The 24325-nt window shown below is 50.2% G+C and carries 21 protein-coding genes; 16 read left to right on the forward strand and 5 right to left on the reverse strand.

Annotation, left to right across the window (positions count from 1 at the left end; genetic code table 11):
- Nucleotides 1-264 precede the first annotated feature (264 nt).
- Nucleotides 265-633, reverse strand: a complete 369-nt coding sequence (locus ACN5NT_RS18525) for a hypothetical protein (protein WP_419176421.1) — start codon at nucleotides 631-633, stop codon at nucleotides 265-267.
- 24 nt (nucleotides 634-657) lie between these two features.
- Nucleotides 658-1599: a DMT family transporter gene (locus ACN5NT_RS18530; protein ID WP_419176422.1), complete on the reverse strand. Its 942-nt coding sequence runs from the start codon at nucleotides 1597-1599 to the stop codon at nucleotides 658-660.
- 508 nt (nucleotides 1600-2107) lie between these two features.
- Between ACN5NT_RS18530 and ACN5NT_RS18535 the strand changes: the two genes are divergently transcribed.
- From ACN5NT_RS18535 to ACN5NT_RS18600, 14 genes are all read left to right on the forward strand, one after another.
- Nucleotides 2108-2269 carry a hypothetical protein gene (locus ACN5NT_RS18535; protein ID WP_167495751.1) on the forward strand — a complete coding sequence of 54 codons (162 nt, stop codon included), beginning with the start codon at nucleotides 2108-2110 and terminating at the stop codon, nucleotides 2267-2269.
- Between the two features lie 76 nt (nucleotides 2270-2345).
- On the forward strand, nucleotides 2346-3143 hold the full coding sequence (locus tag ACN5NT_RS18540) for a transporter substrate-binding domain-containing protein (RefSeq protein ID WP_419176423.1): 798 nt from the start codon (nucleotides 2346-2348) through the stop codon (nucleotides 3141-3143).
- A 78-nt stretch (nucleotides 3144-3221) separates the two neighbouring features.
- Nucleotides 3222-4121 (forward strand): amino acid ABC transporter permease, encoded by a 900-nt coding sequence (locus ACN5NT_RS18545; protein WP_419176467.1) that lies wholly within the window; start codon nucleotides 3222-3224, stop codon nucleotides 4119-4121.
- The gene (locus ACN5NT_RS18550; RefSeq protein ID WP_136797135.1) at nucleotides 4114-4848 is read left to right on the forward strand and encodes an ATP-binding cassette domain-containing protein; all 735 of its coding nucleotides are present in this window, start codon (nucleotides 4114-4116) and stop codon (nucleotides 4846-4848) included. Before ACN5NT_RS18545 ends, ACN5NT_RS18550 begins: the two co-directional genes overlap by 8 nt.
- Before the next feature lie 243 nt (nucleotides 4849-5091).
- On the forward strand, nucleotides 5092-6153 hold the full coding sequence (locus ACN5NT_RS18555) for a BMP family ABC transporter substrate-binding protein (protein ID WP_419176424.1): 1062 nt from the start codon (nucleotides 5092-5094) through the stop codon (nucleotides 6151-6153).
- A gap of 39 nt (nucleotides 6154-6192) precedes the next feature.
- Nucleotides 6193-7263, forward strand: coding sequence for an ABC transporter permease (locus tag ACN5NT_RS18560; protein WP_136797132.1), 1071 nt, complete (start codon nucleotides 6193-6195; stop codon nucleotides 7261-7263).
- Nucleotides 7253-8173 carry an ABC transporter permease gene (locus ACN5NT_RS18565; protein ID WP_419176425.1) on the forward strand — a complete coding sequence of 307 codons (921 nt, stop codon included), beginning with the start codon at nucleotides 7253-7255 and terminating at the stop codon, nucleotides 8171-8173. Before ACN5NT_RS18560 ends, ACN5NT_RS18565 begins: the two co-directional genes overlap by 11 nt.
- A gap of 198 nt (nucleotides 8174-8371) precedes the next feature.
- Nucleotides 8372-8860, forward strand: coding sequence for a xanthine phosphoribosyltransferase (gene gpt, locus ACN5NT_RS18570; RefSeq protein WP_136797128.1), 489 nt, complete (start codon nucleotides 8372-8374; stop codon nucleotides 8858-8860).
- A gap of 2 nt (nucleotides 8861-8862) precedes the next feature.
- Complete coding sequence (locus ACN5NT_RS18575) at nucleotides 8863-10356, forward strand: ABC transporter ATP-binding protein (protein ID WP_419176426.1); 1494 nt, start codon at nucleotides 8863-8865, stop codon at nucleotides 10354-10356.
- Nucleotides 10357-10749: 393 nt separating this feature from the next.
- Nucleotides 10750-10983, forward strand: coding sequence for a hypothetical protein (locus ACN5NT_RS18580; RefSeq protein ID WP_419176427.1), 234 nt, complete (start codon nucleotides 10750-10752; stop codon nucleotides 10981-10983).
- Between the two features lie 87 nt (nucleotides 10984-11070).
- Complete coding sequence (locus tag ACN5NT_RS18585) at nucleotides 11071-11208, forward strand: CBS domain-containing protein (RefSeq protein WP_419176428.1); 138 nt, start codon at nucleotides 11071-11073, stop codon at nucleotides 11206-11208.
- Nucleotides 11209-12183: 975 nt separating this feature from the next.
- Nucleotides 12184-13518, forward strand: a complete 1335-nt coding sequence (locus ACN5NT_RS18590; protein ID WP_419176429.1) for an OFA family MFS transporter — start codon at nucleotides 12184-12186, stop codon at nucleotides 13516-13518.
- 110 nt (nucleotides 13519-13628) lie between these two features.
- A complete protein-coding gene (acs, locus tag ACN5NT_RS18595) occupies nucleotides 13629-15665 on the forward strand; it encodes an acetate--CoA ligase (RefSeq protein ID WP_136797121.1) in 2037 nt (678 codons plus the stop codon).
- 875 nt (nucleotides 15666-16540) lie between these two features.
- Complete coding sequence (locus ACN5NT_RS18600) at nucleotides 16541-17104, forward strand: acyloxyacyl hydrolase (protein WP_419176430.1); 564 nt, start codon at nucleotides 16541-16543, stop codon at nucleotides 17102-17104.
- A gap of 204 nt (nucleotides 17105-17308) precedes the next feature.
- On the opposite strand, the gene ACN5NT_RS18605 is transcribed toward ACN5NT_RS18600, so the two are convergent.
- The 3 genes from ACN5NT_RS18605 to ACN5NT_RS18615 all read right to left on the reverse strand — a co-directional run bounded on the left by ACN5NT_RS18605 (nucleotide 17309) and on the right by ACN5NT_RS18615 (nucleotide 21363).
- A complete protein-coding gene (locus ACN5NT_RS18605) occupies nucleotides 17309-18613 on the reverse strand; it encodes a (Fe-S)-binding protein (protein ID WP_419176431.1) in 1305 nt (434 codons plus the stop codon).
- Nucleotides 18614-18630: 17 nt separating this feature from the next.
- The gene (locus tag ACN5NT_RS18610; protein ID WP_136797116.1) at nucleotides 18631-20022 is read right to left on the reverse strand and encodes an FAD-binding oxidoreductase; all 1392 of its coding nucleotides are present in this window, start codon (nucleotides 20020-20022) and stop codon (nucleotides 18631-18633) included.
- Nucleotides 20023-20523: 501 nt separating this feature from the next.
- On the reverse strand, nucleotides 20524-21363 hold the full coding sequence (locus ACN5NT_RS18615; RefSeq protein WP_419176432.1) for a hypothetical protein: 840 nt from the start codon (nucleotides 21361-21363) through the stop codon (nucleotides 20524-20526).
- A gap of 328 nt (nucleotides 21364-21691) precedes the next feature.
- Between ACN5NT_RS18615 and ACN5NT_RS18620 the strand changes: the two genes are divergently transcribed.
- Both ACN5NT_RS18620 and phrB read left to right on the forward strand, forming a co-directional pair.
- Nucleotides 21692-22882, forward strand: coding sequence for an ATP-binding protein (locus ACN5NT_RS18620; RefSeq protein WP_419176433.1), 1191 nt, complete (start codon nucleotides 21692-21694; stop codon nucleotides 22880-22882).
- Nucleotides 22883-22919: 37 nt separating this feature from the next.
- Nucleotides 22920-24296 (forward strand): deoxyribodipyrimidine photo-lyase, encoded by a 1377-nt coding sequence (phrB, locus tag ACN5NT_RS18625; protein WP_419176434.1) that lies wholly within the window; start codon nucleotides 22920-22922, stop codon nucleotides 24294-24296.
- Nucleotides 24297-24325: the final 29 nt, after the last annotated feature.

A 24325-nucleotide genomic window follows, 5' to 3' on the forward strand; every position in this document is an offset into this window, starting at 1 on the left:
CTCGTGGACCAGCTATTCCTGAACCTATCCGAGTGGACAACAGGGCATCCCCGGCGCACCATGCAGAACACATTGCATGATGGTCCGGGTTTTTTTATGCCCGGGCAAGTGAGACCGTAATTGCTTTGCGCCTCCCCGCGACCTTGCTCCTACGCCACCCAACCCATACCTGGGGAGCAGGGTCGTGGTTTTTTTTACAGACTCTCTATTCTTATCCGGCACTCTGAATCTGAGGTAACCGGAACTGGTCAGATGAATTGCAACCTATCCGGCATTCCTGAAAAATATTAACAAAACCCTCACTGAAGTGATGAGCGCAGCGATTGAGGTCGCAACGAATAGAATACAGACCAGCCAGTACCAGGACCTGTTTAATTTGTAGCGGATTCCGGCGAAGAAACCGGGCTTGGTGATAAGCGGCCCCGGCACGTTTTTGAAGGTGGCGATGAAGAAGTAGCCGCAAAAACCCCACAGGGCGCAGACAATCGATGGAATTATCAGGTTCTCACCTGAGATCAGTCCCTCGAAAACTATAATGATGCAGAGCAGCAGCATGCCGCCGATACCCAGCAAGAGGGCAGGGTACTGCAGTAAACGTATGGTTCGTGCTATTTTTCTGAATGTGTCGAGCATGTTGGTCATATGATTTTGGAGTTTTTAACTTTCCTGCAGGACATCCTGCAAAGCTTCTGGTTCGTGGTTCTGGTTGGAATAGTTTGCCAGATATACGGCGGCCAGTACTATCCCGCCACCTGCCAGTTGCAGCGGTGCCAGTGATTCACCAAGCAGGATCCAGGCACCGAAGGCCGTGACCACCGGTATACCGTTTATGCAGACCGCTGCCCGGGCAGCAGGTATCCTGCTCAAAGCATAATTATAGCAGAGAAACGCGCCAATAGTGGCAAATACAGTAAGTGCCGCCAAGGCGATTATACCTTCATAACGAATTTCCCCCCAGCTCACCTTTGGCAGGTCGTAGAGAAAGGCAGGGAAAAAGATGATAGCACCGAAGATAATCTGCATACCGGTAATCTGAACCGGAGTGACAGACTGGCCGAGATGGCGGGTGATGATCATATATACTGCGGCGGAAAGTACTGCACCGCAAATCATAAGGTCACCGATCAGCGCACCGCCTGATGTGCCGCCAGTTGTCTCACCGAAAACCAGCAGGCAGACTCCAATCATGGAGATGCAGATGCCTATGGTGTTTACCCGTCGCAATCGCTCTTTGAGAAAAAGAACTGACAGCAGCAGCACCACGATAGGAATGGTGGCGATGATCAGTGAGGTTTTGGTTGCTGTGGTGTACTGCAGGCCAATGGTTTCGAAGGTGAAATAGAGACCGGGTTGAAAAATGGCTAGCAGCGCCAACATTTTCAGGTTTGGCCGGTTCAGTTCAGGGAAGCCTGTACGGTTGAGCAGCCAGACAAAGAAGATGGCGGCCACGGCAAAACGGAAAAAGATAAGGCAGAACGGAGTGAAGCTGGCGAGTGCAACTTTGGTGGCAATAAAGGAAAAACCCCAGAAGATCATGGCGAGAGCAAGGGCCAGATATGTGAAAAGGGCCGGACAGGACTGGTGGGGAATACGTTTCATATTCAATCTATTGGCATTTGGGGTAGTGTTTTATCATTCGCAGCACGAGTTCAGGGTGCAACAGCGAAAGTGGCCTGAGGATACAGCGAACTCCGGGCGTCGGGCGAAGGGCGGGCGGGCTGCAGCAGGTGCCCGAGCAGGTTGAATCGTCAACGGTCGAAATTACGCCGATTTGTTGATTTTGTCCAGTAATCATCTTGGCATGAGCATAAGCGGCTGAAGGGAAGAGTTTTTTCGGCGGTTTTTAAAAAAATCGGATTGTTTTATGACAATCTGGTTTTTAAGCAATCGAGATTAAATAAATTGTTGTAATGTCATGAGAATGGTGCAGGAACTGAGCGGAACCAAAGGATCTTACACCCACAAGCTTTTTAACTGTCGTATTTCCGGTATGGTTTGTGTTTCGCCCAGCCAAAACAAAGTTGTCCTGCGTGCCTGTCTGTGTTAATAAGACCATTTGGGAAACTGGCATTTTACGGTAGCGAAAAACCTGTATGAGGTGAGAATCATGCGTGGTGAGAACGAACCTGTTTTGCTTGTGTGTCCAAAGTGCAGGGAAACAAAGATAGTTTACCTGCCCATCGAAGATTTGCCTCCCTGTTCCAACCCTGAGTGCGAGGGCACAAAAATGGTGATTGAGGAACTGCTGGATGAAGGCAAGTCCTATTGATGGTTTCGTCAGTTGGTGTGAAGGGTCGTGGTGGACCCTTTTTTTATTCGTAAATGACGCAACAAGAGGAGATGAAATGAGAAAATTATCTGTATTGTGTGCCCTGTTGGTGGCAATGGTGCTTACCGCTGGTGTTGCAATGGCCGGAACTCTGGACGATATCCAGAAGCGCGGCAAACTTCGTGTTGGTATGGAGCCAGGCTACATGCCTTTTGAGCTGACCAACCAGAAAGGTGAGATCATCGGTTTTGATGTTGATATGGCGAAGCGTATGGCTAAAGCCATGGACGTCGAGCTGGAAATCGTTTCCACCGCCTGGGATGGAATTATCCCTGCCCTTCTGACCGACAAGTTCGATATCATTATGTCAGGTATGACCCTGACCCAGGCTCGTAACATGAGCATCAACTTCGCTTCTCCATACATCGAGATCGGTCAGTCCATCATCGTATCTAACAAAATTGCCGGTGAGATCAAATCTTACAAAGATCTCAATGATCCAAAGTACACTGTTGCTTCCAAGCTTGGCACCACCGGTGAGCAGGCTACCAAGCGTATGATCGGTAAAGCCAAATACGTAAGCTTTGAGACCGAGCAGGAAGGTGTACTCGATGTTGTAAACGGTAAGATCGATGCGTTTATCTATGACATGCCATACAACGCCGTTGCAGTGAGCCAGCGTGGCCAGGGTAAAGTCACCCATCTTGATAAAGCCTTCACCTTCGAGCCGCTTGCATGGGGTATCCGTAAAGGTGATCCTGATTTCCTGAACTGGCTGAACAACTTCATGTACCAGATCAAGAATGACGGCGTATATGACAAGATTTATGGCAAGTGGTTCCAGAGTGATGCCTGGCTGAAAGAAATTCAGTAAAAGAGGATATCCAGACTAGTGAATGCCACAGATAAAACGTGGCCCTGGAAAATCTTGCTTGCGGTCATCCTGATTGGGATGGCCGCATCAATTTATGGGTCCGTAAAAAAGATTGATTACGAATGGCGGTGGAACCGGATCCCCCAGTATTTTGTCTATCAGGGAACTGACGCTCACAAAATACCCTTTGACGGTGTTATCACAGAGATTACCCAACAGAAAAAAAGCTCAACGATTGTTATGACCTCCGAGTCCGGGGATGTTGAGAGTGTTGTGGTCGACAGTGATAGTATCCGGGTTTCTGCAGGGGAGGATCTCTTTGAAGGAGATACAGTAGGCTATACTTCAGACTGGTATCTCGGCCCGTTGATGAAAGGACTGTGGACCACCATCTGGCTGTCGGCGGTTTCAAGTGTTATTGCGCTTTTTATCGGGTTGTTTACCGGGCTTGCCAGGGTAGCGAAAAATTATGTTGTTAGCATGCTGGCGGCCATCTATGTCGAAATCATTCGTGGCACTCCGCTACTGGTTCAGATATTTATTGCCTATTTTTTCATAGCCACTGTCTTTGACTTGAGCAGAAACGTCGCCGGTATCGGAGCATTGTCCCTGTTTGCCGGAGCCTATGTGGCCGAAATTGTCCGTGCGGGAATTCAATCTATTCCCAAAGGCCAGATGGAGGCTGCCAGATCGCTGGGTATGACCACTCCACAGGCCATGATGGACATTATTCTGCCGCAGGCGTTCAAGCGAATTCTGCCGCCGCTGTCCGGCCAGTTCATCAGCCTGATCAAGGATTCGTCTCTGGTCTCCGTCATTGCCATTACCGATCTGACCAAATCCGGTCGGGAAATCATTACCAGTACGTTTGCGCCCTTTGAGGTCTGGTTGGTTGTTGCGGCCATGTACCTGATTATCACTTCGGTGCTGTCGCAGCTGGTCTTCTATATGGAACGGAGGCTCGCAGTCAGTGATTAAAGCTCAGAACGTTTTGAAAGTATTTACCGGCCGCGGTGTAGAAGTCCGGGCGGTGGATGATGTCACGGCCGATGTGGGCTCTGGCGAGGTGGTTGTCGTCATCGGGCCGTCTGGGTCTGGTAAGTCCACCTTTCTGCGCTGTATAAACGGGCTGGAAAAGTTTGATAGCGGTCATATCATCATTGACGGGGTTGACCTTGCCGACAAAAAGACCAACATCAACCACATCAGAGCTGAAGTTGGTATGGTGTTCCAGCAATTCAACCTCTTTCCCCACAAGAGCGTGTTGGAAAACGTAACACTCGCTCAGATGCGGGTGCGAAAACGCTCCAGAGCCGAGGCTGAGGAAAAGGCGAGAAGCCTGCTTAAAAAGGTGGGTATCGCCGAAAAAGCTTCGGAGTATCCATCACGTCTCTCCGGTGGTCAGCAGCAGCGTGTTGCCATCGCTCGCGCCCTGGCCATGGACCCGAAGATTATGCTCTTCGATGAGCCTACTTCGGCGCTTGATCCTGAAATGGTCGGTGAGGTGCTCGATGTCATGAAACAGCTTGCCCGTGAAGGTATGACCATGGTTGTGGTAACCCATGAGATGGGTTTTGCCCGTGAGGTTGCCGATCGTGTCATCTTTATGGATGAAGGCAAGGTGGTAGAAGTCGGAACTCCTGAGCATTTCTTTACCGACCCGCGTGAGGAGAGAGCAAAACTCTTTTTGAAGCAGGTACTGTAGCAACGCATTGAGGGGTGAGAAGTGGAGAGTGGGGAGAGAGGTTTCTCCATACTCTATACTTTTCACCCCTCACCTTTTTAAATGTCTTACCATGTAATATCATATCCTGTAGTTTCCGATGAAGTGTCTGGAGTGTGGATTCTGGCTCCGCTGCGGAGTCGTTGATTCCCCATTTCTGACCCTTTACATGATGTGCGGGTTATCGCTAAAATAATTTATCCCTACAACATACTGGAGTTACAAATGGATCTGGTGAAATCTCTTTTCGCCCTTGCTGCAGGTATCGGCATGTTTGCTGCTACTGCTTCAGCCAAGGATTTGCAGGTTGGTTTTGTATATGTTTCCCCCATTGGTGATGCGGGCTGGTCGTACGCCCATGATGTCGGCCGCCAGGAAATCGACAAGATGGATGGCGTGAAGACCTCGTATGTCGAGTCTGTTGCCGAGGGACCAGATTCAGAACGTGTTATCCTGAATATGGCCCGCAGAGGGTATGACCTGATTTTTGCCACCTCTTTCGGCTATATGGACCCGATGCTGAAAGTTGCCCGGCAGTTTCCTGACACCACCTTTATGCACTGTTCCGGTTTTAAATCCGCTGATAACATGGGCAACTATTTCGGTCGCATGTACCAGGCCCGTTATCTCTCCGGCATCGTTGCCGGCAGTATGACCAAATCCAACACCATTGGCTATGTTGCCGCCTTCCCGATCCCGGAGGTTATCCGTGGTATCAACGCCTTCGCCCTCGGTGTGCAGTCAGTGAATCCCGATGCCACCGTACGCGTGGTGTGGTCCAAAACCTGGTATGATCCCGCCACTGAGAAAGAGGCTGCCAAGTCCCTCCTCGATTTTGGTGCAGATGTGATTGCCCAGCATCAGGACTCCCCCGGTCCGCAGGAAGCGGCTCAGGAAAGTGGTGCGTATTCAATCGGCTACAATACCGATATGTCCGCATTTGCTCCCAAGGCGCATCTGACCGCACCAGTGTGGAACTGGGGACCGTACTACAAAGGAGTTGTCAAGGCTGTGCAGGACGGTACCTGGAAATCCGAGTCTGTCTGGCCCGGCATGGAAGAGGGGTTGGTAGATCTCGCACCTTTCGGCCCGATGGTGCCACAGGATCTGCAGGACAAGGTTAACGCTGTCAAAGATGAAATCGTTGCCGGCAGCAAGACCATCTTTACCGGTCCCATCAAAGACCAGCAGGGTAATGTCAAGATTGCTGAAGGTGTTACTGCCACAGACGAAGAACTGCTTGGCATGACCTGGTTCGTTGAAGGCGTAATCGGTACCACCAAGTAAACGGAGCATCCGGTGTAATGCCGGATAGCATAGAACCATATGATCCGTCTGCGGATAATTAAAAGACAGGAGCCCCTCGGCTGGCGCTCCTGTCTTGTTTTATTTTCAGCCATTGCCTTATCGCTTTTTTTGAGCGGTATTCTGCTCTGGCTCAGGGGGACACCACCCATTGAGGGCATTGTCTCCCTTTTCAGTGGTGGTTTTGGCTCCCGTTGGGCCATTGAGGACAGTCTGCTCAAAGCGATACCGATCTTTTTATGTTCTCTGGGGGTTGCGATTGCCTTCAGATTGCAGATCTGGAATATCGGTGCTGAAGGTCAGTTTGCCCTGGGCGCGATTGGTGCGACCTGGATGGCACTCAGTTTTCCAGAGCAACCGGCTTGGGTGATACTGCCGCTCATGATCATAATGGCGATGATTTTCGGCGGCATGTGGGGCGTGGTGCCGGCGGTGCTGCGGCAAAAGCTGCAAACCAACGAGATCATCGTCACCCTGATGATGAATTACATAGCCATACTGCTGCTCGATTATCTGGTCTTTGGTGTCTGGAAAGATCCAACCTCTTTTGGCTTTCCCATGACACCGACATTTTCTGACGCTGCCATTGTAGGCAAAATCGCTTCTACAAGTATTCACTGGGGCTTGGTGCATTGTGTGATCCTTGGCGTGCTGGTTTGGGCTTTTTTCAGATTCACCAAAACCGGTTTTGAACTCAAAGCGAGTGGTGATTCTGTGCGGGCCGCACGTTATGCAGGTTTACCCTACAACTGGCTGGTCGTGCTGGTGATGGCCATGAGCGGTGCGCTGGCAGGTTGGGCCGGTTTTCTCGAGTCTTCAGCCACCATCCATCGCCTGCAGCCAAGCATTATGGTCGGCTATGGTTATACTGCCATTGTCGTCGCCTGGCTGGCGCGGCTGAATCCGCTTTCCATCGGCATTGCCGCTTTCCTTCTTGCCGGTCTGAGGGTAGGAGTTGAAAGCATGCAGCTCGACCTGCAGGTCCCTGCCGATTTTGGTGGGATCATGGAAGGCCTGATTCTCTTGAGCGTGCTCGCTGGCGGGCTGTTTACCAACTATCGTTTGAAATGGGAGAAGAAACATGACAGTTGAAATGCTCATCCCACTTCTGGCGGCTACGGTACAGTCGGGTACCCCCATTCTTTATGCCACTCTCGGCGCGATTTTTAACGAGAAGTCTGGTGTGTTGAACCTGGGGGTCGAAGGCGTGATGATAATCGGAGCGCTTGCAGGTTTTGTTGCGGCCCAGGCCACCGGCAACCCTGCTCTGGCATTTCTGCTGGCCGGCCTTGCCGGGACTGCTGCTGTGGCCATTCACGGTATTGTCTGTCTCTGGTTTCGTGGTAATCAGGTCGTCTCCGGACTGGCGTTGACTATTCTTGGTGTGGGCTTTGCCAATTATCTTGGAACTTCGCTCGTCGGTCAGTCGGCGCCGGGTTTCTCGAAAATGCCCATTCCACTGCTTTCAGATATTCCGGCTATCGGCCCCATCTTTTTCACCCATGACCCGCTAGTGTATCTCACCTATCTGATACCCCCCTGTATGTGGCTGTTTCTCAACTTTACCCGGTTTGGTCTCGGTCTCCGTGCTGCTGGAGAATATCCGGCGGCGGCCACTGCAGCGGGTCTTAATGTCCAGGGGTACCGGTGGGTTGGTATCCTGGTGGGCGGCTTTTTCATGGGACTTGGCGGTGCCTATCTCTCTCTGGCCTATACGCATCTCTGGACCAACAATCTTACGGGAGGGCGGGGCTGGATTGCCGTGGCGCTGGTGATTTTTGCATTCTGGCGACCGGGAAGAGCAGTCTTTGGTGCGTATCTGTTTGGTGGTATTATGGCTCTGCAATTGCGTATGCAGGCCCAGGGGACGGCGGTGCCATCATCGCTGCTGCTTATGTTGCCATATGCGTTGACAATTCTGGTGCTGGTTTTTTCTTCCTGGCGGCGCGGGGTATCTGATGCACCTGCCGCACTGGGAACCAATGTGGAACCTGCGGATTGATGTAAATTGCACATGGAGCTGTTTTAGTAACAGCTATTGACAAGAAAAAGGTTGATCAACGGACGCCTGATATTTATCAATTATCTGCGATACATGCTCAATTGTATTTGTGTTGTCTAATAAAGGACAAAGGAATAACCAATAAGCTGTCTGCCGGGGTTCTGGCGGAACCCGGCGGCAATGAACGACGAGGGAAAAATGGCATCGAATGATCAGTATAAGAAAACTTATCCGATTAGTTGGGAGCAATTGCATCGTGATTCCAAGGCATTGGCCTGGCGGCTTCTCGATCGTGATTATTTCAAGGGCATCATAGCAATTACCCGTGGCGGTATGGTTCCTGCGGCGATTATTGCCCGTGAACTTGACATTCATCTGGTGGATACCATTTGCATCTCAAGCTATGACTGGAAAGACAAAAAGGGTGATGCAGAGATGCTCAAGCGTTTTGAAGGAGATGGTGAGGGCTGGCTGCTGGTGGATGACCTCGTCGATACCGGACGTACCGCCAAGGTTGTAAGGGAAATGGTACCCAAGGCTCATTTTGCCACGATCTACGCCAAGCCTGCCGGTCGCCCGCTGGTGGACACCTATGTTACCGAAGTGAGCCAGGATACCTGGATTCTCTTTCCCTGGGATACCGAATCTCAATTTTCAACACCCCTCGTTGGCAGGGAGCGAGAGTAATAATGGCGCAGTCAGCTTTGCCGCATATACGCCTTGAGAACATCTCCAAATCTTTCGGAGATGTCCAGGCAAACAAAGATGTGAATCTTGAGATCGTTCCGGGCAAAGTATTGGCCCTGCTCGGTGAGAACGGGGCAGGCAAATCTACCCTGATGTCCATTCTGGCCGGTCAGCTGCAACCCACCTCAGGTACCATTTATCTGGACGATGAAGCAGTGGCTTTTTCCTCGACAGAAAAGGCCATTGAGGCGGGCATCGGTATGGTCTATCAGCACTTTAAGCTGGTGGAGGCCATGACGGTTGCGGAAAATATTTTCCTGGGACAGCGTTCAGGGTTCTGGATGCGCTCCCGCACCATGCGTAAGGAAGTGCAGAAGCTGGCTGATCTGTACGGCATGAAGATTGACCCTGCGGCTCTGGTATGTGATCTCTCAATGGGGGAAAAGCAGCAGGTGGAGATATTGAAACTGCTGCACAGGAAATCGAATATCCTCATCTTTGACGAGCCCACTGCGGTGCTTACACCTGCGGAAGCTGAGACTCTTTTTACAACCATGCGGGTTATGGTGCAGGAGGGCAAAGCTATTGTCTTTATCAGCCATAAGCTGGAAGAGGTTATGGCTGTTGCCGATTATATCGCCATATTGCGGAGGGGAGAAATAGTCGACCGTGTAGCGACCCTGGATGTCTCTTCGACTGTGGAGCTGGCCGAGAGAATGGTTGGTCGTGAGGTTCTGCTTGAGGTGAATCGTGAGCCAATGGCACCCCGGCAGATCGTACTCAAGGTTGAAAACCTTGCAGAGGACCGCCTGAAGTCGGTGAGTCTCGAGCTTCGTAAGGGCGAAATTCTCGGTATCGTGGGCGTTGCCGGGAACGGTCAGAAACCGTTGGTTGAGGCAATCTGCGGTCTGCGCAGGCCGAAACAGGGCTCTGTGCGTATTCTTGGTAAAGATTGGGCTGAATTTTTCAGCTCAAGAAGCTGGGATCATGCGCTCAGCTATATTCCTGAAGATCGTCAGGGGTTGGCGACCTGCCAGGGGCTCGATCTGCTCGACAATTTTTTGCTCACCACACGTGGAGGCTTTGTAAAAGGTCCATGGCTGCAAAAGGATAAAGCGCGGGAGAAGGCTGAGCACCTGATGAAGGAATTTGATATTCGCCCTCCGAATCTGGAATCTCTTGCCTGGCAGCTTTCCGGTGGCAATCTGCAGAAGATGGTTCTGGCCCGTGAATTTTACCGCAAACCGCGACTGATTGTTGCCGAACAACCGACCCAGGGGCTAGATATTGCTGCCGCAGAAGATGTCTGGAATCTCCTGCTGAAGGCCCGTGAACAGGCAGGTATTATGCTGGTGACGGGAGATCTGCCCGAGGCCCTGGCCCTTTCGGATCGTATTGCCGTGATGTACAACGGCGCAATTGTTGACTGCTTTTCTCGTGAAGATGAAGAGAAGGTAGCAGCAATTCCTCAAATGATGGCTGGCCTGAGTATATGAAAGTATAGCCCGGATTTCTTATGGACATTGTGGCAATGGATTTCGATTTTGCCATTCCGCCATGTTCATAAGAAAGAAGAGCCCGCTCATTTATTTCCAACCGCCTGCCCCAGGCTTGTTAACTAGATCATCCCCTGACAAGATTAAAGAATCGAGACTATATCCCGGCTTGATCTAAGAGATACGGGCTAGCCACAGTTTGGCTGAAAATCTGGTTTTAATCATATGTCACCATCAGATTGTGCTGCCGGGGGAGAATATGTTTTACGTCTATGATGTTGACGGGTTGCGTTATGAGGGGTCAACGGAGTCCCTGATGAGGAAGAAAAAATTCAGGGCCAGGGTAAGCCTCGTCAGGCTCAGCATGTCCGGTCTGAAAAGTACGGAGACTCTTTGTCAAACGAAATCCCTGGGGTCAGCCATGAGGTTGCCAGTTACCAGAAACTTGCTCAACCCGAAAATGTGTTGGAACCGGTTCTCCGCATCAGTCAGATCATGACCCGTCCGGTTTTCACTACAGATGCAGGCTTTCCTGTAGATAGCGCATGGCAAAAACTGGCGGAATACTCTGTTTGGCAGCTGGTGGTGACCTCGCCGCTCAATGAGGTTCAGGGTGTTCGTTTCTGAAAGGGGATGTCTTGAGAACGCTCGATATCCGTATAACCAGGACAAGTCACGCAGATCAGGGGGGGTAGCATCATATTATACAGCAGGGTGGCCCGTGTCCTTGCCCTGCATCATATAGACTCCATGCCTGTTACCTGTAAAGCAGGATATCTTGTCGGAATTGTGACCAGAGGTGATATTCTCAGAAGTTCTGCCGAAAACCCACGTCTCGATCTCTGGGGTTAATGCTCTAATCCGGTACGTTGCTTATTAATCCGCGCACCGTTGACTCATCCCTCCTCACGATTCGATTCATGCAGCCGAGCTCTAGGGGTAATCAGATTATTTTATTGCAAATTTTTTATGAGCATCACCAGGGGCTTAAAACAGCTATGCCAGACTCCGGGTTTGTGCCGTAACGTATCGACATAACAAATAGAAACCAGGTTTCTATTTGTTATGTATTTGTATTAATGTGATTTATTATCATTATCACCAAGGAAAAAAACCAGAATAGTTGATTTTATCCTTGAGTTACTGTGAAGTGTTTGATAAATAAAATTGATAGATGACAAAAGTTGTTTAACGGGCTATTGTCATCGACCGATCTTAAATGCCTGGGCAGTGCATAGAGATCGGGTACCGGCAAGATAACAGCAAGGTAGTAAAAAGTAGCTGTATAATAAGATGATTGCCGGAATACAGGGGCCGGGTTTTATAACTCGAACGGTTCAAGTTCTCTTTTCATTTAGTACCATAATGTGCTTTATCGGGCGTGATATTCTTCGAAAATCTGCTGTGATGAGTTTTCAGTAGGACTGAAAATACGGTTAGAGGGATGATCGACAATCACAAATCGATTCTTATTAGAAACCAGGTTTCAAATAAGAATCGATGAGCCCGGTCAGTATGGTAATCATAGACGTTTCGTATTGTTGCAAGATGTACTACTGACACAAGGTTTGGCTTGTCTGAATAGGGTGTTCATCGCTTACATGGGCGAAAAGGGGCCGGTTGATACCGCTGTTCAGATATAAATCAATTAAATGTGCGGCCAAGATAGGGTCGCCAGAAAATTCGGAGGTGAAAACGTTCAGGTAGCAAACGGATGTATCGAATGGAGAAGGTCGACGAAGCTCCTGGTGAATCATTTTTAATCACTATCCTGGTCGGCTAAGAATGGTGGCTACTCAACCATAAAATACAATCAAGGAGAGGCAAATGATGCAACAGGATCAAAAAGTACCAATCCAAGCGTGGATCACAACATTTGCCGGAACATCGATCAATCTATGTCTCGGTATCCTCTACGCATGGAGTATTTGGAAATCTGCATTGGTGAATGTGGATCTGGCAGGCCAGCAGTTCCCGGCCGACAGCATGAACGCGGGGTGGACATATCTTACGAATGCCCAGGCGGCTACCCCTTTCACCATGTGTGTAATCATTTTTGCTATTTTCATGATTCCCGGCGGCAAAATCCAAGATAGGATCAGCCCTAAATTTGGTGCCACACTGGGTGGCCTTTTGCTGGCTGTCGGCTGTATCATCGCCGGACTGATGAAGTCTTATACCGGTCTTCTTATTGGTTTTGGACTCTTCGGCGGAATGGGCATGGGTATCGGTTACGCAGCACCGACCCCGGCTGCCCTGAAATGGTTTGGCCCGAAAAAACGTGGCCTTATCGCAGGACTTGTTGTCGGTGGTTACGGTGGAGCCGCTCTCTACATCGGCTATCTTGGCCAGTACCTCATCGATAAATATGGTGTTACCGGCAGTTTCATAGGTTTGGGAACCTTCTTTGCGGTAGTCGTCATCATCGCCGGTCAGCTTCTGAAAACTCCTGAGGAAGGCTACGTGCCTCCGGGAGTCGACACAACAGCGCTCAAGGATCAGACCGCTGCCCAGAGAAATGCCCTGGCAAACTGGACTACCAGTGAAATGGCCAAAACATGGCAGTGTTATGCACTGATTTTCATGTTCATCCTTACCACTCAATCCGGTCTTCTTATCATCAGTAGTGCCAAAGGTATACTTTCCTCAACTGCCAAGGACATCCCATTCTTTCTGGCGAATGCCTGGCTTCTCGTTTCATTCGGCGGCTTTGTCAATGCATCAGGGCGTGTCGGTACCGGTTACTATTCCGATAAGATCGGCAGGACCAATGCCTATGCTCTGAACTGCTCGATTTCGGCACTCTGCCTTTTCTCGCTGCCGATGGTTATCGCCAGTAAAAATGTGGCGCTGCTCTTTTTGGTAGTCGGTATTGCTTACTGGCAGTATGGCGGCGGTCTGGCGTTGATGCCATCGTTTACCGCAGACTTTTTTGGCCCGAAAAACCTTGGCGCAAACTACGGAATCGTTTTCCTGGGCTGGGGTTGTGGTGTTTTTGTTGCTCGCCTTGGTGGCTGGATTCAGGATGTTACCGGTAGTCTGAACTATGCCTTCTATCTCTCCGGGGCCTTGCTGGTACTTGGTGTGATTCTGGCAATCTCCGTAAGAAAGCCTGACTACGCGAAATTCAAGGGTGAGGATGTGGAGCGGGTGCAGGTCTAGAGTGACACACTTTGAGCAAAAAGCTGAATTAAAGATTTAGGAAATCGTAGGGGACGGGAGAAAACCGTCCTGGGCATTAACTTTTCAATATTCACTAAAGGAGTGATTGAATGAGCGAGGAAAAACAAATTGTTGAAACTTCTGAGGCGCAAATTGCTGTTCACTGGAAAGAGGAAGAGTATATCAATCCATCAGAGGAATTTATCGCCCAGGCTAATCTGACCGATAAATCTATTTTCGAGCGCTTTTCACTCGATAACTTTCCTGACTATTACACCGAGTTTGCAGACATGCTGACCTGGTACAAAAAGTGGGATGAGGTTCTCGACACCAGCGATGCTCCAAGCTTTAAATGGTTTAAAGGCGGCAAACTGAATGCAAGTTACAACTGTATCGATCGCCATCTCGCCAAAAACAAGAACAAGACCGCAATTCACTTCGTCGCAGAGCCGGAAGACGAGCGTGTAAGTCACATCACCTATCAGGAGCTCTACACCCGCGTCAACGAATTCGCAGCATTGTTGCGCGATACAGCTAAACTGAAGCGCGGTGATCGTGTAACCATTCATATGCCTATGTCGGCCGAGCTGCCGATCACCATGCTGGCCTGTGCCCGTCTTGGTGTCATTCACTCGGTGGTGTTTGGTGGTTTCTCTGCCAGCGCCTGTGCCGATCGTGTTATCGATTCCAACAGCCGGGTACTTATCACCATGGATGCCTATTACCGCGCTGGTAATCTGCTGGATCATAAAGCGGTGGATGATGAGGCATGCAAGCTGGCGGCAGACGGCGGTCAGAAAGTTGATACTCTGTTGGTATGGCAGCGCTATCCTGGCAAGATGTCGAGCGAAACTCCTATTGTTGAGGGTCGTGACATAATCGTCAATCAGGAGCTGAAAAAGTATTACGGCGCTATCGTCGAGCCGGAAGAAATGCTCTCTGAGGAGCCCCTGTTCCTGATGTACACCTCCGGAACCACCGGCAAGCCGAAAGGTTGTCAGCATGGTACCGGCGGCTACTTGAGTTATGTAACCGCAATGTCCAAGTACATCCAGGACATTCATCCTGAAGATGTTTACTGGTGTATGGCGGATATTGGCTGGATCACGGGACATTCCTTCATCGTTTACGGACCGTTGGCACTCTGTGCTTCTTCCGTAATTTATGAGGGGGTACCGACCTATCCGGACGCTGGTCGCTCATGGCGTATCGCTCAGGAGCTGGATGTCAATATCTTCCACACTGCTCCGACGGCAATCCGCGCCCTGAGAAAAGTCGGGCCGGATGAGCCAGCCAAGTACAATTATAAGTTCAAGCATATGACCACCGTTGGTGAGCCCATCGAGCCTGAGGTATGGCGCTGGTATTACAACGTTGTCGGTCGTGGTGAGGCAGCAATTGTCGATACCTACTGGCAGACAGAGACCGGTGGTTTCCTCTGCTCAACAGTTCCGGGAATGCAGCCGATGAAGGCTGGTAGCGCCGGTCCTGGTGTTCCGGGTATTCACCCAATCGTCTTTGACGAGTCTGGTGATGTACTTGAGCCTGGCTGCGGTAAGGCTGGTAACATCTGCATCCAGAACCCATGGCCGGGCATGATGCAGACCGTCTGGGGCGATCGTGAGCGCTTTATCGAGAGCTACTTCGGTATGTACAACAAAGACCGTAACTCCAAAGATTGGCGCGACTGGCCATATATGACCGGTGATGCCGCGGTGCTGGCGGGTGACGGTTATGTACGTGTTCTCGGCAGGATAGATGACGTTATCAACGTCTCCGGTCACCGTCTTGGTACCAAGGAGATCGAGTCTGCAGCACTGACCGTGCCTGAGGTTGCCGAGGCTGCGGTTGTACCTGTGGCCCATGAGATCAAAGGCAAGGAGCCGGAGCTGTATGTATCTCTCAAGCCTGGTTATGATGCAACTCCGGAGTTGCAGCAGAAGGTCGCAGATGCCATCACCTTCCAGATTGGTAAAATTGCCAAATGTAAGAACGTCTGGATCGTGCCCGATATGCCGAAGACACGTTCCGGTAAGCTGATGCGACGTGTCCTTGGCGCCATCTCTAATAAAGGCGATGTTGGCAACGTTATGACTCTCGCTAATCCGGAGATCGTGGAAGAGATCCGCAAGATGGTTCAGGGTTGATTGAACCGGTAATTGTAACTAAACCCCGGAAGCACGGTTCCTGCTTGGGCTGTGCTTCTGTAAAAAACATTGGACGTTGGATGTTGGACGTGGAAGTAAATGGGTCGGCTTCGGTATGTGGTGCGGTCACGTCAGCCGAGGTGGCTCAATACAAGTCTTACATTCAAAAACAATAGCCAGAGGTGAAATTGCATTGTTCATAGACGAGGCCTCCAAGGTGAAGCCGCAGTAATCTTGCCGCGATGCCTGGATAATCGATTATAACCTCGAGTAAAAAATAACAGAGGTGAATCTGAAAAGGTCATAGTCGAGGCGTAGAGAGTGAAGGCGTAGTTGTTCTACGTCGAACTCTCTACAACGAAGAGAATGACCTTTTCAGAACATTAGAAGGTTTTTATTCAATTTGCAGAGGCAAGACCGAGGCGTCAAACCCGAAGACGTATTAAACATACTTCGAGGTTTTGACAACGAAGGTTCTGCCCTGCAAAATTGGACAAAAATTGCAGGCACGGGCATGTGAGCAGACAGCGCCTGTGTGGGTGAGGGAGGCCGGTTTTACTGGCTTCCCTCATTTTTTTTGGCGAAAAGCAACATCACGCAACTAGCTTATCTGAATCCTATTTAAGAAATAAGTGGAATGTCTGCATCGTTGATTTGGATGAAAATTTGTGTTTAATCCTTTATCGCAGCGGCTAGAGGTACTGCAAATACAATGCCTTTTCGCGGTGGTTGAACCATGTGTAAATTTCTTTATCGCTTAAACAGATAGTAAGTCAGTGCCTTACCAGAGTTTGCAAAAAGACGATTACGTGCGATAGGCTATTTAGGAGGATTTCCCTGAAATAGCTTTAATCACAATCGATCTGGAGGCTTTGGTGAAAGAACGTCTGCTTATCGTTTTAACCGTATTGGTGATTTTCTCTTCTATTTTCGGTGAAGGAATTGCAAGTGAGGGGAAAGGTGATTCTACTATCGTTTCAGAGATACGGTTTGGTCTGCTGAGTCATGATGTAGGTGTTTTTGCGCAAAGTTTTGAGAATGGAGTAGACATAAATTTTGATATCTTCTTCAAATCGCCAGACAAGTCATTCTTCCGTAAATTCAGTTCTCCCAGACCAATGATGGGGACTTGTATCCACTCAGATGGGCAGACCAGCCAGGTTTATGGGGGCCTTGCCTGGGACTTCAGGACAACAGATAATATTCTACTTACTTTTGGGCTTGGTGGAGCAGTTCATTCTGGTGAATTGGATAGCGACGATCCGGGTGAACAACGTCTGGGCTCAAGAGTCCTGTTCAGGCTGGCAATGAATGTAGGATATCATTTTAGCGAAAAGTGGAATGCTTCATTTTACTGGAACCATATTTCCAATGCGAGTCTGGCTACCCCGAATTACGGCTTGGATAGTATGGGGCTGCAGATTGGTTATGTCTTCTGATTGCAGCGCTTATTACCCTGGCAAATATTTAAAGTAGCCTGTGCGGGCAGCATATCAGTTTGTGTTTGCAATCACATAGCTCTTCAGCCGGCATGTATAACAAAAAAAAAGCCCGGACCCCATCATAAGATGGCGTCCGGGCTTTGGGTACAGCAGAGGTTGTACAGGCTTCAGGTTGTTACACCATGAACTATCTTTCAGGCGTTAGATAGTCTTGGCGGCGCGCAGTGAATCTGCGAGAATCTCAACCACGAAGCGGACGTTCTCGTCGCTTTCGTGCTGGGAGAGATTGTCGGAGATGTGCATTACGCAGGTCGGGCAGCCGGTGGCGACCATATCGACCTTGGCATCCTGAATATCCTTGATCTTGTGGTTGTTGATCTTGATCGAGGTGTCGTAGTGAGTGATGCAGTAACTACCCGCAGAGCCACAGCAGGTGTCGGCATTCTTCATCTCGGTGAACTCTACACCCGGGATCATTTTCAGCAGATTTCTCGGCTGATCTTTAATGCCCTGGCCGCGAACCATGTGACATGGATCGTGGTAGGTCACTTTGTAGGGCAGACGTCCCAGTTCTTCCTGCTTGAACTCGATGTTCTTTTCGATGAACTCGTTGATGTCAAATACCTTACCGGTAAACTCACGCAGCTCGGGGCTGTCGTCGACGAATACCTTGATCTCTTTCTTCAGCGACATGCCGCAAGAGGAACAGGCAACAACGATGGCGTCAAACTTCTCTTTCTGGAACAGTTCGAAGTTGTGCTCCATAAGCCGCCTGGCGCCCTCGTAATCACCATTGGCGAGAACCGGGGTGCCGTTACATTTCTGGGCTTTGGGGATGACAACCTCGTAGCCGTAGCCGGTGAGAATATCCACAACGGACTTGGCGACGTTGGTGTAAATCAGGTTGCCGGCACAGCCGGTGAAGTAACCGATGCGGCCCCTCTTGGCACCCCTCTTCGGTGGATTCACCTCGGGCAACTGGCGCTGGGCGCTCTTGATTGCCAACTGCGGGAAGTTTCTGCGTTTGGAGAAACCGAGCAGCGGATAGAGGTGACGAACCGGGTTCTTCGGGCCGATGCCAAAGAGCATCTTCTGGGCGATACCGCCAAGGGCACAGCCGATGGTGATCGGCCATTTTCTCCAGAGCAGCTGACGGAAAATAAGTGCCTTGAAGAAATGGAGACCTTTCTGGGTGGTGATATACCACCTGAGGCGCAGCACCACGTGCTCGGGGCTTACACCAGCCGGGCAGTTGGCAGAGCAGGTCTTGCAGTTCAAACATTCATTGATGGCCTGTTCAACCCTTTTGGTGATCTGAATATCACCGGAGACGATTTTCTCGGCCAGTTTGTTTTTGCCCCTCGCCACGAAGAGCTCATTGCCGAATTCCTTGAAGACAGGGCATACACTGCGGCATTTACCACATTGCATACACTTCTGGAATTCTTTGGCAGCTTCGAGGAGATGGTCTTCCGCGAGTTGTTTTTGTGAAATATGTGCGTTCATCAGTAGGTCACCCCTGCTTAAGCTGCTTCACCCGGCATATCGAACATCTTGCCTGGGTTGAGAAGGTTTTTCGGATCGAACATGCGCTTGAGATCCTGGAGCATCTTGATGCCGGCTGCGCCGATCTGGGCCTCAAGGTATGGTTTCTTCTCAAGGCCGATGCCGTGCTCACCGGAGATGGTGCCGTCAAGATCGATTGCCAGCTGGAACAACTCATCTACAGCCTTGTGGCAGCGGGCCATCTCTTCCTTATCGCTCTGGTCGATCAAAAAAGTAGGGTGCAGGTTGCCGTCTCCGGCGTGGCCGAAGATACCTACCTGGATGTCATATCTCTGGGCGATCTCAATGATGCCGCGAACCATGGCAGGCAGATCGCTGCGCTTTACGGTGGCATCTTCGAGAATCAGGTTTGGTTTAACAGAAGCAAGTGCGTTCAGGGCAACACGGCGTCCGGCGAAAAGCTTGTCGCGATCTTCGCTGGTCTTGGCGCGGGCAAACTCCCGGGCGTTATTCTTGCCAACCTGCTCTTCTACAGTGGCAATCTCGGCCTTGGCAGAGTTCTCCTCACCATCGGTCTCGATCAAGAGTACCGCCTGGGCGTCGCGTGGCAGGCCGCAATCCTTGAAATTCTGAATGGCGTTGATGGTGGCGTTATCCATGAATTCCATGGTGGAAGGGGTAACACCGGCGGCAATAATGTCAGATACGGTCTGGGCAGCGTCATCAAGGGTGTCGAAGATCGCCAGGGCAGACTCACGGTGCTGCGGGATAGGCAGCAGGGCAAGAGTTACCTCGGTGATCACACCAAGCAGACCCTCGCTACCAACAAACATCAGCTCGGAGTTGAAACCGGCAACGTGCTTTACGCATTTAGAGCCGAGGGTGACGATGTCGCCCTGTGGCATAACCACCTTGAGCATCTTGACATAATCTTTGGTTACACCGTATTTCAGGCCGCGCAGTCCGCCTGCGTTTTCGGCAACGTTACCGCCGATGGTGGAAAACGCTACAGAGCCAGGATCCGGTGGGTAGAAAAGGTTTGCTTCACCGATGATAGGATCGATATCAGCAGTGGTAAAACCAGCTTCAACAGTAATGAGTCTGTTGGCAGGGTCGAACTCGATGAGGTTCTTCATTCTGTCCATGGAAAGAACGATACCCTGCTTGAGCGGAATTGAACCGCCGGAAAGACCGCTTCCCTGACCGCGGGGTGTCACTGGAATCTCTTCGCGATATGCCAGCTTCATAAGTTGACTGACCTGCTCGGTGGTAGTCGGAAAGACAACCGCTTCAGGCTCTATTTCTACAGGCGCAGCGTCATAGCTGTAGGCAATCATGTCCTCACGCTCGGTGAGAACGTTTTCCTGGCCAAAAATTGAGACCAACTCGTCGATAATACTCTTCTTCATGGTTGTCATAACTCCATTCGATGAAATAGTCAGGGATACGGTGGGTAACTCACTAACTGCCGTTTTAATTATTTATATGAGGGGAAATTTCTGAAGCAGGGATGACAGGTATGTATCATCCGTTTTGGAAACCCGATTTCAGGATGTGGTACGTGGTTTCCGTAGAATGCCCTCAAAAGGTCAGACCAATACTAGGAGATACCAATAGCGATGTCAAGAATAATTGAGTTGAGAGGAATTCCTGATAGGTTGCAATTGCCAGTGCTATTAGGTGATCGGAGTTTCGGGGGGATACGGGTTTGACAGGGGTGTCCGAAAAAACGGATTGGTATTACCAATGACCCGAGGGCGGTTTTGCCATAGATAAGGGCCTAAAATTGCACATACTGTAAAAACTGGCAAAATATCACGAATAAACACCAACAAGATAGTGGAGCGGATAGCGAAGGGAAGAAATTGGAGTTTCCCTGGAAATAATCTGGTTTCTAATTGGAAATCAGATTATTTCCAATTGTGCATTTCTGAGATAATCTGTTCGACACCTTTTTTCTTCTTCTTGAATATCCGGCCTATTTCATCAGCGGTGGAAGGGAGCGATTTGTTGGCGTCGTAGATGTCCATCAGCTCGTTGTAGTATTTGTAAAAGAATAGAAAAAGGTCCTGGTAACAGTCTTCGGGAAAAGAGCTGGCGCTCACCTTCACCAGCTTGCCATCTCTGCCGGCTACCAGCTTGGTGGTCTGGAACGGCTCAATGGTCTCCTGAAAGATACGAGTGAGGTGTTCAACGTCCGTTGCCGACTGGATCAGCTCAAATTCGTCCTGGAAGCGGGCAACAGTTGAACAGACAAAACGGGTTATCTTGTTCTGGTCAACAACCTTTTCGGCCTTTGATAGTGCGCTTTCGAATAATCCCTTGCTGCTGGTGCTTTCAATTTTTGCTTTTCTCTCAGCATCGGCGACGCGCTGGCGAATAATTTGTTCGAGATGGGCTTCGCGCTCCTCCAGTCTGGTGACGCGAGACTCCACTTCCTTAAAAAGACCGCTGAGCGCTTTTTTGCAGATTGCCTCGTCAAAATATCGGTCGAGCTCGTGAGCGATTAAGGCAATCTCCTTGATTTCCTCCGCCTGCGACAGGCCCAGTTCTTTTGAAAGTATTCCATCGAGATGATCTGTTGCGTCAGATATTCGTTCTCTGCTCTTCTGGATATTTTGCACAGACTGGTTGGCTGCGGCGTGAACCATGGAGGTCAGGTTGGCCATGGCCTTACGGACTTCATTATTTTCAGATTGCAGGTAAACGTTAATCGCTTCCGCGCCGGTCAATGAGGTGACACTGCTCATTCACTGTCTCCAAGCTGGGCTGTATAAATGGGGAAAATCTCCAGGTCAAAACCTGAAGGAGCCATTATTGACTCAGAGCCGCCAGGGATCAACGTGGAGTTTGCATCGTACTGTATATAATTGAGGATATACCTAATACCGCAAATTTTTTCAGTAGTTTCCTTGAATGGCACCCTGTTTCTACGTTAGTCTGATAATAGACGGCTTCGGTCAATATTGAGAATCTCTTTCGATTTTGAATGTTTTGTACTGATTGTTCAATAGCCGTTATACGGCAGCCAGCCAGCTGTGCAGCTAAACCACGCGATTGAAGGAGATGTCTTGTGATATGGCAGTGTACAGCGTAAATGGAAAATCAGCCTCCAAGCGGGGGAATAACGTTTGCCCAAGGCAGGAATTGCAGCGGGTCAATGTGCTGTTTATTGGTGGCGGCCGCGGCTGTTATGAAATCCTGAGACTGCTCGATTCATATACCCCGGTACGCATTCAGCCCAACGTGGTGGCGGTGATAGATCCGAACCTCAATGCCATGGGAAGTAAATATGCCCGCCAGCTTGGCATCGATACAGTTACCACCTGGGAGAAGTACGTAAAGGATGAGCGGATTGATCTGATCATTGAGCTTACCGGTGATGAAAGAGTGCTGGCGAAGATAGTTGCAGAGAAACTGCCGGCAGTGAAGGTGCTTGATCATCTTTCCGCACTGTTTCTCTGGGAGATTATTGATATCCAGGAGCAGAAGCTGCAACTGGAAGCAAAAGTATCTTCTCTCGATACAATGGCGGCGCTCGGAGAGATCGCCTTTCGCCTTACCCATGAACTGCGAAATCCGCTACTCATTGTCGGGGGGCTGGTCCGCAGGATGATGACCAGGCCGGATTTGCCCCATGGCGTACGTAAACGGTTCAAGCATCTCGCCAATCACGTACTGCACATGGATACGGTGCTCTCTGATATTTGTGATGTGGTCCGGCCCATGAGCCCCCATTATGTACTCACCGATATGAATGACTTTTTTGAAAAATGGTGTACCACCGTCAGGACTGAAGCACGGTACATCGGAGCGAATCTTGAAGCGTCAATAGAAGATGATTTACCGTGTATGTACATCGATCCAATTCTCATCAGGCAGGCGCTCTGGCATATTCTGGAAAACAGTCTCGACGCCATTGGTGAAAAGGGTGGTGGCATCTATGTTACTGTGCAGATATGCTGGGATGAGATTGATATTCAGTTGTCAGATTCAGCCGAAGAGTTTTGTGCGCTTTCTCCGCTGAAGGCGGTTCAACCCTTCACCACCACCAAGTCAGGCCGGATGGGGCTGGGCCTTTCGTTGTGCCGGCAGATTATTCTGGATCACGGAGGTGATTTGAAACTGGTGCAGAGAGCTGATGGGGGGTGTATTGTACTGGTACAATTACCTATACGTTTCAGGGAACCCAAAACTGTTGGCACTTCGGAATCGGACGGGGTGGTTGTTGATAATGGTGGAGCGGTTGAGGAGCCTGTGGAGTGCTAGTGGGCAGGAGGTGATATGAAAGAACAGGTGGCCAGGGATGGTAGAACGTTTTCGGGTTGATCAGCGCAGGGTAAAGCGGGTTCGTAAGGGGCACCGGGGTGAAGGCCCTGTACTCTACTGGATGAACAGGGACCAGCGGGTTGAGGACAACTGGGCACTCCTGCAGAGTCAGGATCTGGCCTTGAGCGTAGGTCGTCCGCTGCTGGTGGTATTCTGCCTGCCGGACAGGTATCTGAGCGCCAGCGCGAGGAACTTCTGGTTTACCATAGTCGGGCTTGAGGAGATAGTGGCCCAGCTGGCACGACTCAATATCGACATGCGTATTCTCTATGGTTCTTCGGTGAAAGCCATCGCGAATTGTGCGAACAGTCTCGATGCCTATGCGGTGGTTACCGATTTTAATCCGCTTAAAATACGCAAACGCTGGTTGTTTGAGATGGGAACCCAGGTGCGTGTGCCGGTGTATGAGGTAGATGCGCATAATATCATTCCCTGTTGGTACGCTTCGGACAAGCAGGAATATGCTGCCTACACTTTCAGGCCGAAGGTGGCCAGGCTACTGCCTATTTTTCTTAACGACTTCCCTGAAGTGAAAAAACATCCATACCGGGTTGAAAACCTGGATCAAGCTCTGGCCCCGCCAGACTGGCCTGAATTATATGCGCGATATCCGGATACGGACTCCAGAGAGAGTTATCCGCGGCCGGGATCTGTACAGGCGAAAGAGGCGTTGAAGGAGTTTATAGCAAAACGTCTCAATGGTTATGACCGAAAGAGGAACGACCCCCTTGCCGAGTGGACTTCACGACTGTCCCCGTACCTTCACTTTGGTCAAGTCTCTCCACAACGGGTGGCCCTGGCTGTTCAGGCTGCGGCCGGGATACCGGATGAGGACAAGGACGCCTTTCTGGAAGAACTCATTGTTCGCAGGGAGTTGAGCGACAATTTTTGCTATTATTGCGATGACTACGACAGTGTTGACGGGTTTCCCGCCTGGGCCATCAGGACACTGGACGAGCATCGTCATGATCAGCGGAAGTATGTGTACACGGAAGAGGAGTTCATCTTCGGAAAAACCCATGAACCGCTTTGGAACAGCTGCCAGAATGCGCTACGGGAGACAGGCAGATTGCATGGTTATCTGCGGATGTATTGGGCGAAAAAAATTCTCGAGTGGAGCGCTATCCCGGAAGAGGCCTTACGAATCGGCAACCTGCTGAACGACACCTTCGCCTTCGACGGCAGGGACCCGAACGGCTATGCCGGGGTGAGCTGGGCAATCGGTGGGGTACATGACCGGGCCTGGAAAGAGCGCCCGGTTTTCGGTAAAATTCGATATATGAATGAGGCGGGTTGTCGTCGAAAATTTGCGGTGGATGACTATATCGCCAAATATGGTGGTGAAGAACAATAGCAGAGATTGGTTTACGCTTACGTCCCTAC

The organism is Desulfosediminicola sp., from assembly GCF_048381775.1.
Classification (GTDB): Bacteria; Desulfobacterota; Desulfobulbia; order Desulfobulbales; family Desulfocapsaceae; genus Desulfopila; species Desulfopila ganghwensis.

What these genes read in the sequence shown, in the direction of transcription:
- ACN5NT_RS18525 (WP_419176421.1), bottom strand. Translation starts at nt 633, where the DNA reads ATGCTCGACACATTCAGAAAAATAGCACGAACCATACGTTTACTGCAG.
- ACN5NT_RS18530 (WP_419176422.1), bottom strand. Translation starts at nt 1,599, where the DNA reads ATGAAACGTATTCCCCACCAGTCCTGTCCGGCCCTTTTCACATATCTG.
- ACN5NT_RS18535 (WP_167495751.1), top strand. Translation starts at nt 2,108, where the DNA reads ATGCGTGGTGAGAACGAACCTGTTTTGCTTGTGTGTCCAAAGTGCAGG.
- ACN5NT_RS18540 (WP_419176423.1), top strand. Translation starts at nt 2,346, where the DNA reads ATGAGAAAATTATCTGTATTGTGTGCCCTGTTGGTGGCAATGGTGCTT.
- ACN5NT_RS18545 (WP_419176467.1), top strand. Translation starts at nt 3,222, where the DNA reads ATGGCCGCATCAATTTATGGGTCCGTAAAAAAGATTGATTACGAATGG.
- ACN5NT_RS18555 (WP_419176424.1), top strand. Translation starts at nt 5,092, where the DNA reads ATGGATCTGGTGAAATCTCTTTTCGCCCTTGCTGCAGGTATCGGCATG.
- ACN5NT_RS18560 (WP_136797132.1), top strand. Translation starts at nt 6,193, where the DNA reads ATGATCCGTCTGCGGATAATTAAAAGACAGGAGCCCCTCGGCTGGCGC.
- ACN5NT_RS18565 (WP_419176425.1), top strand. Translation starts at nt 7,253, where the DNA reads ATGACAGTTGAAATGCTCATCCCACTTCTGGCGGCTACGGTACAGTCG.
- gpt (WP_136797128.1), top strand. Translation starts at nt 8,372, where the DNA reads ATGGCATCGAATGATCAGTATAAGAAAACTTATCCGATTAGTTGGGAG.
- ACN5NT_RS18575 (WP_419176426.1), top strand. Translation starts at nt 8,863, where the DNA reads ATGGCGCAGTCAGCTTTGCCGCATATACGCCTTGAGAACATCTCCAAA.
- ACN5NT_RS18590 (WP_419176429.1), top strand. Translation starts at nt 12,184, where the DNA reads ATGATGCAACAGGATCAAAAAGTACCAATCCAAGCGTGGATCACAACA.
- acs (WP_136797121.1), top strand. Translation starts at nt 13,629, where the DNA reads ATGAGCGAGGAAAAACAAATTGTTGAAACTTCTGAGGCGCAAATTGCT.
- ACN5NT_RS18605 (WP_419176431.1), bottom strand. Translation starts at nt 18,613, where the DNA reads ATGAACGCACATATTTCACAAAAACAACTCGCGGAAGACCATCTCCTC.
- ACN5NT_RS18610 (WP_136797116.1), bottom strand. Translation starts at nt 20,022, where the DNA reads ATGAAGAAGAGTATTATCGACGAGTTGGTCTCAATTTTTGGCCAGGAA.
- ACN5NT_RS18615 (WP_419176432.1), bottom strand. Translation starts at nt 21,363, where the DNA reads ATGAGCAGTGTCACCTCATTGACCGGCGCGGAAGCGATTAACGTTTAC.
- ACN5NT_RS18620 (WP_419176433.1), top strand. Translation starts at nt 21,692, where the DNA reads ATGGCAGTGTACAGCGTAAATGGAAAATCAGCCTCCAAGCGGGGGAAT.
- phrB (WP_419176434.1), top strand. Translation starts at nt 22,920, where the DNA reads ATGGTAGAACGTTTTCGGGTTGATCAGCGCAGGGTAAAGCGGGTTCGT.